General features: G+C 71.1%; 4 protein-coding genes. 2 read left to right on the forward strand and 2 right to left on the reverse strand.

Annotated features, from left to right (window positions below; all coding sequences use genetic code 11):
• Positions 1 to 104: 104 nt before the first annotated feature.
• Both ABT247_RS32920 and mca read right to left on the reverse strand, forming a co-directional pair.
• A complete protein-coding gene (locus ABT247_RS32920; protein ID WP_031076542.1) occupies positions 105 to 296 on the reverse strand; it encodes a hypothetical protein in 192 nt (63 codons plus the stop codon).
• Between the two features lie 49 nt (positions 297 to 345).
• Positions 346 to 1,251, reverse strand: a complete 906-nt coding sequence (mca, locus tag ABT247_RS32925) for a mycothiol conjugate amidase Mca (RefSeq protein ID WP_350750189.1) — start codon at positions 1,249 to 1,251, stop codon at positions 346 to 348.
• 239 nt (positions 1,252 to 1,490) lie between these two features.
• Between mca and ABT247_RS32930 the strand changes: the two genes are divergently transcribed.
• Positions 1,491 to 1,904 (forward strand): DUF4307 domain-containing protein, encoded by a 414-nt coding sequence (locus ABT247_RS32930; protein WP_350750191.1) that lies wholly within the window; start codon positions 1,491 to 1,493, stop codon positions 1,902 to 1,904.
• Positions 1,905 to 2,227: 323 nt separating this feature from the next.
• Complete coding sequence (greA, locus tag ABT247_RS32935; protein ID WP_350750193.1) at positions 2,228 to 2,728, forward strand: transcription elongation factor GreA; 501 nt, start codon at positions 2,228 to 2,230, stop codon at positions 2,726 to 2,728.
• Positions 2,729 to 2,822: the final 94 nt, after the last annotated feature.

Genomic DNA, 2,822 nt, shown 5'->3' on the forward strand with positions numbered 1-2,822 from the left:
GCACTGACCGCCGTCTGCGGCGCCTCACTGTTCATCACCAGCCTGGACGCCACCGCGGTGAACGTCGCCCTGCCCGCCCTGCGCTGCCGCGCCGGGCCGCCGGGTCACTCCTTGGGAGCCTCCGGCTCCTCCGTGAAGTCGACCTTCTTGAACTGCCGGTTCATCGACTTGGCCAGGAACCAGGTCGCCACGCCGAGCGCGGCGAAGACGACGAAGCCGAGGAGACCGGGGGTGACCTTGGCGTCGTCGACGGCGAGATCAGCGGCGAGGTGGACGAGGTTCACGGGGGCGCTCATATCTCTATGGTGGCCCGGCTCACGGCGAGCCGGGCCGTCGGGGGGTGGGTCAGTCGCGCGTGTCGGCGGCCTCGGCCACCAGGCTGGGGGTGCGCAGGCCGGCGAACAGGTCGTCCTCCGGCAGGTCCACGTCCACCAGGGTACGGGCGAGCTCGTAGTCCTCGGTGGGCCAGACCTCGCGCTGGACCTCCAGCGGGACGCGGAACCACGGGCCGTCGGGGTCGATCTGGGTGGCGTGGGCGATCAGCGCGCGGTCGCGGGTCGGGAACCAGTCGTCGCAGCGCACCCGGGTGGTGATCTCGCGCTCCTTGCGGCCGCTCGCCTCCCAGCCGGCGATCCACTCGCCGTAGGGGGAGTCGAGGCCGTGCTCGGTGAGGTACTGGTGCAGCGCCCGGATGCGGCCCATCGGGAAGCCGTGGTTGTAGTAGAGCTTCAGCGGCTGCCAGGGCTCGCCCGCCTCGGGGTAGGCGTCCGGGTCTCCGGCGGCGTCGAAGGCCAGCATGGTGATCTTGTGGGTCATGATGTGGTCCGGGTGCGGGTACCCGCCGTTCTCGTCGTAGGTCGTGATGACCTGCGGCTTGAACTCGCGGATCAGCCGGACCAGCGGCTCGGCCGCCTCCTTGACGTCCTGCAGGGCGAAGCAGCCCTCGGGCAGCGGGGGCAGCGGGTCCCCCTCCGGCAGACCGGAGTCGACGAAGCCCAGCCACGCCTGCTTGATGCCGAGGATCGCCCGCGCCTCGTCCATCTCCTTGCGCCGGACCTCGTGGATGTTCTCCTCGATGTACGGGTCCCCCTGGAGCTTGGGGTTGAGGACCGACCCGCGCTCGCCCCCCGTGCAGGTGGCCACGAGCACGTCCACACCCTGGTCGACGTACATGGCCATGGTGGCCGCGCCCTTGCTGGACTCGTCGTCCGGGTGGGCGTGCACCGCCATCAGTCGCAACTGCTCAGTCAACGCCTTGCGTTCCTTCCACATCATCGGGCGTTCCGCGAACTCCCGGTCTGCCCACCGTACGAACCGCTCCCGCGGGACCGCGTCGCCGCAAGGCCCACCCCGGCCGGGTGGCCGGCACGGCCGGGCCCCGCCCCCGCCGGACCGGCCGCGGGCGTGTCCCTCCTATAGTGACGGTCTGGAGGAGCGCCGCATTCCCCGCACCGCCCGCGCGGCCCCTCCCCGGGAAAGGACGAAGCCCGATGACTGCACGGAGCACCGCCGCCCAGCTGCCCGAGGGCCGCTACGGCCGGAGCGGCGACAGGGAGTCGGACCGCCGCCTGAAGGTGGTCGGCGCGGTCTGCGGCGTGCTCGGGCTGGGCCTGATCGCCTGGCTGGGGGGCTCCTACCTGCTGCGCGAGTCGAAGATCAACGGCTCGGTGCCGACCTTCCAGGTGCTGTCCGACTCCGAGGTCCGACTGCACCTGACCGTGAGCAAGGACGACGGTACGGCGGGCACCTGCACGGTCCGTTCGCAGGGCGACGACCACGCGGTGGTCGGGGTGGCGGACTTCCCGGTGCCGGCCGCGGGCTCGAGCTACGAGGCCACCGTCACCCTGCGCACCACCGCCCGCGGCACCACCGCCGAGCTGCTCGGCTGCACCCCCGCGAAGTAGTCGCGCGGCGCCCGGCTGACGCCGGCGCGCGAGCCGCGGCGCAGGTGGCGCTCGGCGGCGGGAGGCATATTCGTCGGGCAGAACGGGCATCCGTAGGAAGTCTCCCACCCGGTTCCTGTACACCGTGGCGCAACGCGGTCGTCAATGCCGCGCCAACGCCTCTCCCGTACGTCGGCGGGACTTGTTAGGCTCGTGGTTTCGCCCCTTCCGCACCGGATGGTACGGGAGCGGGCGTTGCTTTGTAGTTGAGACCGAAATCACCGACCGACCCTGCTGACGACTCACACCCTCAGCACAGCCCCCAGCACCTACGAGGAGCACCTGTGACCCAGACCAGTGAGAACGTGACCTGGCTCACTCAGGCCGGCTACGACCAGCTCAAGGCCGAGCTGGATCACCTGACCGGGCCCTGGCGCATCGAGATCGCCCAGAAGATCGAGGCGGCGCGCGAGGAGGGCGACCTCAAGGAGAACGCCGGTTACCACGCGGCGAAGGAGGAGCAGGGCAAGTACGAGCTGCGCATCCGCCAGCTGACCCAGCTGCTGGAGCGCGCCAAGGTCGGCGAGGCCCCGGCCGACTCGGGTGTGGTCGCCCCGGGCATGATCGTGACGGTCGCCTTCGACGGCGACGAGGACGACCTCATGGAGTTCCTGCTGGCCTCCCGCGAGGTCGCGAGCGCCGCCGACCTGGACGTCTACTCGCCGCAGTCCCCGCTGGGCCGCGCGATCGACGGCAAGCGGATCGGCGACGAGGCCACCTACGAGCTGCCGAACGGCAAGCCGGCCATGGTGAAGATCGTCAAGGTCGTGCCGTACACCGGCTGATCCGGCCCGCACCCACCGCCCGAGGGCGGCCGACGAGACCACGGACCCCCCGGGCCCCCTCCGGGGGTACGGATCGGAAGAGCAAACGACTAGA

The sequence above is a fragment of the Kitasatospora sp. NPDC001539 genome, from assembly GCF_040298565.1.
Classification (GTDB): domain Bacteria; phylum Actinomycetota; class Actinomycetes; order Streptomycetales; family Streptomycetaceae; genus Kitasatospora.

Coding starts and splice junctions, on each gene's coding strand:
- ABT247_RS32930 (WP_350750191.1), top strand. CDS start 1,491: ATGACTGCACGGAGCACCGCCGCCCAGCTGCCCGAGGGCCGCTACGGC.
- ABT247_RS32920 (WP_031076542.1), bottom strand. CDS start 296: ATGAGCGCCCCCGTGAACCTCGTCCACCTCGCCGCTGATCTCGCCGTC.